General features: G+C 70.3%; 6 protein-coding genes, 2 pseudogenes and 1 riboswitch. Of the genes and pseudogenes, 4 read left to right on the top strand and 4 right to left on the bottom strand.

Annotated elements, in window-relative coordinates; translation table 11 throughout:
• Together ACWDSL_RS23035 and ACWDSL_RS23030 are read right to left on the bottom strand one after the other, a co-directional pair.
• Window positions 1–174 (bottom strand): helix-turn-helix domain-containing protein (locus ACWDSL_RS23035; RefSeq protein WP_450488216.1); only part of this gene is annotated, 174 nt, incomplete at its 3' end.
• 70 nt (window positions 175–244) lie between these two features.
• Window positions 245–882, bottom strand: a pseudogene (locus tag ACWDSL_RS23030) (HAD family hydrolase).
• 93 nt (window positions 883–975) lie between these two features.
• A riboswitch (ZMP/ZTP riboswitch) is annotated at window positions 976–1,069 on the top strand.
• Window positions 1,070–1,111: 42 nt separating this feature from the next.
• On the opposite strand from ACWDSL_RS23030, the gene ACWDSL_RS23025 reads away from it, so the two are divergent.
• On the top strand, window positions 1,112–2,410 hold the full coding sequence (locus ACWDSL_RS23025) for a serine hydroxymethyltransferase (protein WP_450488214.1): 1,299 nt from the start codon (window positions 1,112–1,114) through the stop codon (window positions 2,408–2,410).
• Here the strand turns inward: ACWDSL_RS23025 and ACWDSL_RS23020 are convergent.
• Both ACWDSL_RS23020 and ACWDSL_RS23015 read right to left on the bottom strand, forming a co-directional pair.
• Window positions 2,349–2,906 (bottom strand): hypothetical protein, encoded by a 558-nt coding sequence (locus ACWDSL_RS23020; protein ID WP_450488218.1) that lies wholly within the window; start codon window positions 2,904–2,906, stop codon window positions 2,349–2,351. The genes ACWDSL_RS23025 and ACWDSL_RS23020 overlap by 62 nt on opposite strands.
• Window positions 2,907–3,081: 175 nt before the next feature.
• A pseudogene (locus ACWDSL_RS23015) lies at window positions 3,082–3,501 on the bottom strand (RNA polymerase sigma factor); the annotation flags it as partial.
• A 238-nt stretch (window positions 3,502–3,739) separates the two neighbouring features.
• On the opposite strand from ACWDSL_RS23015, the gene trpS reads away from it, so the two are divergent.
• From trpS to ACWDSL_RS23000, 3 genes are all read left to right on the top strand, one after another.
• Entirely contained in the window at window positions 3,740–4,753 is a 1,014-nt protein-coding gene (gene trpS / locus ACWDSL_RS23010; protein WP_450488210.1) for a tryptophan--tRNA ligase, read from the top strand.
• A 215-nt stretch (window positions 4,754–4,968) separates the two neighbouring features.
• The gene (locus ACWDSL_RS23005; protein ID WP_450488209.1) at window positions 4,969–5,568 is read left to right on the top strand and encodes a 2'-5' RNA ligase family protein; all 600 of its coding nucleotides are present in this window, start codon (window positions 4,969–4,971) and stop codon (window positions 5,566–5,568) included.
• A gap of 194 nt (window positions 5,569–5,762) precedes the next feature.
• The gene (locus ACWDSL_RS23000) at window positions 5,763–6,659 is read left to right on the top strand and encodes a YihY/virulence factor BrkB family protein (RefSeq protein ID WP_450488207.1); all 897 of its coding nucleotides are present in this window, start codon (window positions 5,763–5,765) and stop codon (window positions 6,657–6,659) included.
• Window positions 6,660–6,690 lie beyond the last annotated feature (31 nt).

Here is a 6,690-nt window from a genome sequence, read left to right as displayed (position 1 = left end):
AGCCGCTAATGCCTCCACGACACCGTCGCCGGCGCCCCGAGCACCCCGCTCGATCTTCCGTAGGGTGCCGACATGGACCCCGGCCGCGTCGGCCAGCTCCTGCTGCGTCATACGTGCGATGCGGCGGTGGTAGGCCACGCGTTTGCCGAATGCGCGGGCGTTCTCAGTCGGCATGCTGGTGCTCCGTTCGGCGCGTCCGCTCCGAACGGTAGCGAGCGGCCTCATATGTACGAGGCCACTTGCTTCATGCGGCGGCGAGCCGTACGAGGTCGTGCAGCGAGTCGATCTGCCAGTCCGCGGCGGCCGCCTCCGCCGTGCCGGACCACAGATGGCCCCAAGGACCACGGTGCAGATGCGCGGCGCGCAGGCCCGCTGCCTTCGCCGGCTGCGTGTCGTTCGCGGGGTGATCGCCTACGTACAGGGTCTGGCTGGGCGCGGTTCCTGCAAGGCCCAGAACGCGGGCGAAGAAGCGCGGATCGGGTTTGGCGATCCCCCACTCTCCTGAGGTGGCGATCTCGTCAACGGGCAGCTTGAGGTCCCGCAGCAGAACACCAGCGCGCGCCGTCTGGTTGCCCGCGATGACGACGCGGATGCCCGCCTCGCGCAGCGCGGCAAGCGCTGGACGCACATCTGGATACAGGTCGGACTCGTCGAGGTCTTCGCCGACTCCAGCGGCCTCCATCGCGGCTCGCTCGGCCGCGATGTCGATGTCGGGCCGGATAAGTCGCAGGGCTTCAGCGTTGTCTCTCCTTGAGCGACCACTGCTCCGACGAGGGCGGAGAGGGTGTGGCGGGGGATCCCCAGCCAGTCAGCCCATGCCCCCCAAACGCGGTCGTCTCGGATCAAGGTCTCGCCGACGTCGAGGACCACTGTGCGGATCATGCGGGCAGCGTAGAGCAGGCCCAATGACGGCCCACAGCACGTCGATGTCCCCGACGCCCGGCTGGGCCGAAGCCGCACCCCGATTAGAGTGGGAGCGCACACCGTGACTGGCGAACGTGGAAGTGACCACGAGGAAGCGGTGTGCGGCTGCGACCATCACGAGGTGCCGCCCGCCTGGGCACCCCGGGACTACGACCGGACCAACCGACCGATCGCCCCGGAGGACACCGTGAGCCTGCCGCACTCTCAATCCACTCCCGCCCCCGTTCTCTCCCATCCCGCGCTGGCCGCCGCCGACCCGGAGCTCGCCGCGCTGGTGGGGGCGGAGGAGCGGCTGCAGGCGGAGACCCTGCGCATGATCCCCAGCGAGAACTATGTCTCCAGCGCCGTTCTGGAGGCATCCGGCACGGTGCTCCAGAACAAGTACAGCGAGGGCTACCCGGGCCGCCGCTACTACGAGGGCCAGCAGGTCATCGACCAGGTCGAGACCCTGGCGGCGGACCGCGCGAAGGCCGTGTTCGGCGTGGAGCACGCCAACGTCCAGCCGTACTCCGGCTCGCCCGCCAACCTCGCCGTCTACCTGGCCTTCGCCGAGCCCGGCGACACCGTGATGGGCATGTCGCTGCCCATGGGCGGCCACCTCACCCACGGCTGGGGCGTCTCGGCCACCGGCAAGTGGTTCCGCGGCGTTCAGTACGGGGTGCGGCAGGACACCGGGCTGATCGACTTCGACGAGGTGCGCGACCTGGCCCGTAAGGAGCGCCCCAAGGTGATCTTCTGCGGTGGTACGGCGGTGCCCCGCACCATCGACTTCGCCGCCTTCGCGGAGATCGCCCGCGAGGTGGACGCGGTGCTGGTCGCCGACATCGCGCATATCGCCGGGCTGATCGCGGGCGGCGCCCACCCCTCCCCGGTGCCGCATGCCGATGTCGTCTCCACCACCACCCACAAGACGCTGCGCGGCCCGCGCGGCGCGATGCTGATGTCGCGCGAGGTCCACGCCAAGGCGATCGACAAGGCCGTCTTCCCCGGGCTGCAGGGCGGCCCGCACAACCAGACCACCGCGGGCATCGCCGTCGCCTTGCACGAGGCCGCCCAGCCCGCCTTCCGCGACTACGCCCATGCCATCGTCGCCAACGCCCAGGCCCTCGCCGAAGCCCTGCTCGCCCGAGGCTTCGACCTGGTCTCCGGCGGCACCGACAACCACCTGATCCTCATGGACCTCACGCCCAAGGACGTGCCGGGCAAGGTCGCGGCCAAGGCCCTCGACCAGGCCGGGATCGTGGTGAACTACAACACCGTCCCCTTCGACCCGCGCAAGCCCTTCGACCCCTCCGGCATCCGGATCGGCACCCCCTCCCTGACCTCGCGCGGTCTGCGCACCGAGCACATGGCCACCGTCGCCGAGTGGATCGACCGGGGCGTGGGTGCCGCCGGGAGCGGCGACGAGGAAACGCTCGCCAAGATCAGGGCCGAGGTCGCCGAGCTGATGGCCGCCTACCCCGCCCCCGGTCTGCCGACCGCCTGACGTCGTTCGGGCTGACGTCGTTCGGGCTGGCGTCGTTCGGGCTGACGTTGTTCGGTCTGGCGTCGTTCGGGCTGACGTTGTTCGGGCTGGCCCCTTCCGGTCTGACCCCGTCCGGTCTGGTGCTGTTCGGTCTGAGCCCGTCCGGGCTGGGCCCGTCCGGGCTGGGCCCGTCCGGGCTGGCCCCTTCCGGCTGGAAGCCCTCCGGCCTGGGCCCGGGCTGGTCGTCCGCGGAGCCCTGTCCGGCCGTCAGGCCGGGCAGGTCCCGCCACTGCTCGTCCGCCCGGACCTGGACCCGCCCGTCCCGGTCCGGAGCGGTCGCGGGGGCGGCCGCCGAAACGCCCACTATCCGCGCCATCACCCGCTCGATCAGCGTCTCTCCGTCCACCGGCGACCCGCCCAGCGGGGGAGACTCCAGCGCGCGCCCGAGCGCCCGCAACTCGTCGGGCAGGCGCCCGTCCACGTCCCCGTCCCGGTCCCCGTCCCCGCTCCGGGCCACAGCCTCGGTGTCCTTCGCGGGCGACCCCGAGCCTCTCTCCGTAGTCCTCTCCGCAGTCCTTTCCGCGTTGCTCTCCGTCACTTCCTCGCCTTCCTTCCTCCTCCGCCACCAGCCCCTCCAGTCGCCTCAGCGCACGGCTGAGCCGGGATTTCACCGTGCCGCGCGGCCAGCCGAGCGCTTGCGCGGTCTCCGACTCGTCCAGATCCAGCAGATAGCGGTAGGTGACCACCCGCCGCTGCGGCTCGCTCAGCTCGTCCAGCGCGGCCAGTAATCGGGCCCGCCGCTCGCCCGCGAGCGCCGCCACCGCCGGGTCCGCGGATTCCGGTATGGCCGACTCGGATCCGCCGCGGCCGGCACAGCCGCCCAGCGCCGCTTCCCGGCCCACCGCCGCACGCATGCGGCGCGCCGAGCGGAGCAGGTTGCTGGTCTCGTTGGTCACGATCCGCAGCAGCCATGGGCGGAACGACGCGCCGTCCCGGAATCCCCCCAGAGCGAGATACGCCTTGACGAACGCGTCCTGCACCACGTCCTCCGCGTCGGGGCCCGCCCCGAGCAGCACGGCGGTGCGATGGGCGATCGGTGCGTGTGCGCGCATCAGCTCCGCGTACGCCTCGGTGTCCCCGGCGCGCACCCGCGCGATGATCTCCGCTTCGGCCGACGCCGTCCCTGCCGATGCTGTCCCTGCCGATGCTGTCTCTGCCGATGCCGTCTCGGCTTCCGCCCCTGCCGTCTTCCGCACGGCGAGGTCCCCCTCCCGCGCCCTCTCACGAGTCCTCACACCTTTCATACACCGGCGGACCGAGACCGGTTCCACACCTGAGAGAATGGGTGCCATGGCCCTCGATCGTCCCCGTGCACTCTCCGGTATCCAGCCCACCGCAGGCTCGTTCCACCTCGGGAACTACCTCGGTGCGATCCGGCAGTACGTCGCGCTGCAGGAGACCCACGACGCCTTCTACATGGTCGTGGACCTGCATGCGATCACCGTGCCGCAGGATCCGGCGGCGCTGCGCGCCAACACCCGCCTTGCCGCCGCCCAGCTGCTCGCCTCGGGGCTCGACCCGGACCGCTGCACCCTCTTCATCCAGAGCCATGTGCCCGAGCACGCGCAGCTCGCCTGGGTGATGAACTGTCTGACGGGCTTCGGCGAGGCGTCCCGGATGACCCAGTTCAAGGACAAGACGGCCAAGCAGGGCGCGGACCGGGCCACCGTCGGGCTCTTCACCTACCCGATCCTCCAGGTCGCCGACATCCTGCTCTACCAGGCCAACCATGTCCCGGTCGGCGAGGACCAGCGCCAGCACGTCGAGCTGACCCGTGACATCGCCGAGCGCTTCAACGGGCGCTTCGGTGACACGTTCACCATTCCCGCTCCGCATATCGTCAAGGAGACCGGGAAGATCTACGACCTTCAGGACCCGGCGATCAAGATGAGCAAGTCGGCGTCCACGCCCAAGGGCATCATCAGCCTGCTGGACGAGCCCAAGGCCTCGGCGAAGAAGATCAAGAGCGCGGTCACGGACACCGAGACCGAGATCCGCTACGACGAGGAGAAGAAGCCCGGCGTCAGCAATCTGCTGACCATCTACTCCACCCTCACCGGCACCACGATCGTCGACCTGGAGCGGAAGTACGAGGGCAAGGGCTACGGTGCGCTCAAGACCGAGCTCGCCGACGTGCTGGTCGAGTGGGTCACCCCGTTCCGCGAGCGTACGCAGGAATACCTCGCGGACCCCGAGACGTTGGACGGAATCCTGGCCAGGGGCGCGGAGAAGGCCCGCGCCGTGGCGTCCGACACGCTGGCCCGCGCCTACGACAAGGTGGGCTTCCTGCCCGCCAAGCACTGACCCGCCAAGCACTGACCGGCACTACTCGCACCGACCGGCACTACTCGATCACCTCGATCACCGGCCGATGTCCCAACGCCCCCTTCGCGGGGGCCGTGGGTACGTGCGCCGATGGACCGGCGAACCTAGCCGCGAAGGCGGCTCAGCCGCCACACTGACACCGGATACAGCGGCTCAGGCCCACAACGCCCGGGAGGGCCAGGAGGGAGAACGCAGTGGGGACCGTAACGCTCGGCGTTTCGATCGCGGTCCCGGAGCCGTACGGCAGCTATCTGCAGCAGCGGCGCGCGGGCTTCGGCGACCCTGCCGCTCATGGCATCCCCACCCACGTCACGCTGCTGCCGCCCACCGAGGTCGACTCCTCGGCGCTGCCCGGCATCGAGCGCCATCTGGCGACGGTCGCGGCCGAGGGCCGGCCGTTCACGATGCGGCTGGAGGGCACCGACACCTTCCGCCCGCTTTCCCCGGTCGTCTACGTCAAGATCGCCGAGGGCGTCGAGGAGTGCGCGGCGCTCCAGGAGCGGGTGCGGGTCGCCTCCGGGCCGTGCGCCCGTGAGCTGCAGTTTCCGTACCACCCCCACGTCACGATCGCCCATGGCATCGACGAGGAGGCCATGGACCGGGCGTACGCGGAGCTGAAGGACTTCGAGGCGGCCTGGACGATCGACGGCTTCGCGCTCTATCAGCAGGGCGCGGACGGGGTCTGGCGTCTGGAGCGCGAATACCCTTTCGGCGACGGCCCCGGCCCGTCGGGCCCCGGCCCGGTGCTCCCTCGCCAGGTCAACCTCTGCCGTCCGCCCGCGCCGTCCCTCTGACGGATCTGTAACAGCCAACGGATCTGTAACAGCCAACGGATCTGTAACAGCCAACGGATCCGTAAGAGTCAACGGATCCGTAAGAGTGATGAGCGGGGTGTCGGACAAGTCGATTCCGGCTGACGGCCCGTCGTAGCGAGACCCTGGCCTCCTCGCCCCGGGACTGGAAGCCGACCGAAGGGTACTCGCTGATCATGGACTGGTTGACCCGGCTGCCCGTGATCGGCCCCCTGATCGTCCGGCTGACGCACACCCACGCGTACCGCTCGTACGAGACGCTGGAGCGCGTCCACTGGACCCGGCTCGCCGCCGCCATCACCTTCATCAGCTTTCTCGCCTTCTTCCCCCTGATCACCGTCGCCGCCGCGATCGGTGCCGCGACGCTCAGCGCGGACCAGATGCGGCAGCTGGAGAAGAAGCTCGCCCAGCAGGTCCCCGGGATCTCCGGGCAGCTCGACCTCAGCGGCCTCATCGAGAACGCCGCCACCGTCGGCGTCGTGGCCGGAGCGCTGCTGCTGTTGACCGGCATCGGCTGGGTGGGCTCGCTGCGTGAGTGTCTGCGCGCGGTGTGGGAGCTGGAGGAGGACCCCGGTAACGCGGTGAAGCGCAAGCTCAAGGACGCCGTCGTGCTCTTCGGCCTCGGCGGTGTCGCGCTCGCCTCCTTCGCCGTGTCCGCCTTCGCCGTCACCGCCGTCGGCTGGACCGCGCGCCATCTGGGCATCCCCGAGAACGGGCCCGGCGGCTCGCTGCTGCGGCTGGCGGCCTTCGCGGCCGCCGTCGTCGCCGACTTCGTGCTGCTGTGCTACGTCCTGACCTGGCTGCCCGGCGTACAGCCACCCCGCAGGAGCGTCGTCGTCGCGGCGCTCATCGGCGCGATCGGCTTCGAACTGCTCAAGCTGCTGCTGAGCAGCTACCTCCAGAACGTCGCGGCCAAGAGCATGTACGGGGCCTTCGGGGTGCCCATCGCCCTGCTCCTGTGGATCAACTTCACCGCCAAGCTCACGCTCTACTGCGCCGCCTGGACCGCCACCAAACCCGTCTCCGAGCCGGAGCGGCCCGGGCTGGGGATCCCCCAGCCCGAGCGCTCCTGACGCCCGCGTTACCCGGCGCCGGGACTCGCGA

This window comes from Streptomyces sp. NPDC000941, from assembly GCF_053599555.1.
Note: the sequence above shows the minus strand (reverse complement) of the source record. Positions and strands in the feature narration are given on the sequence as shown.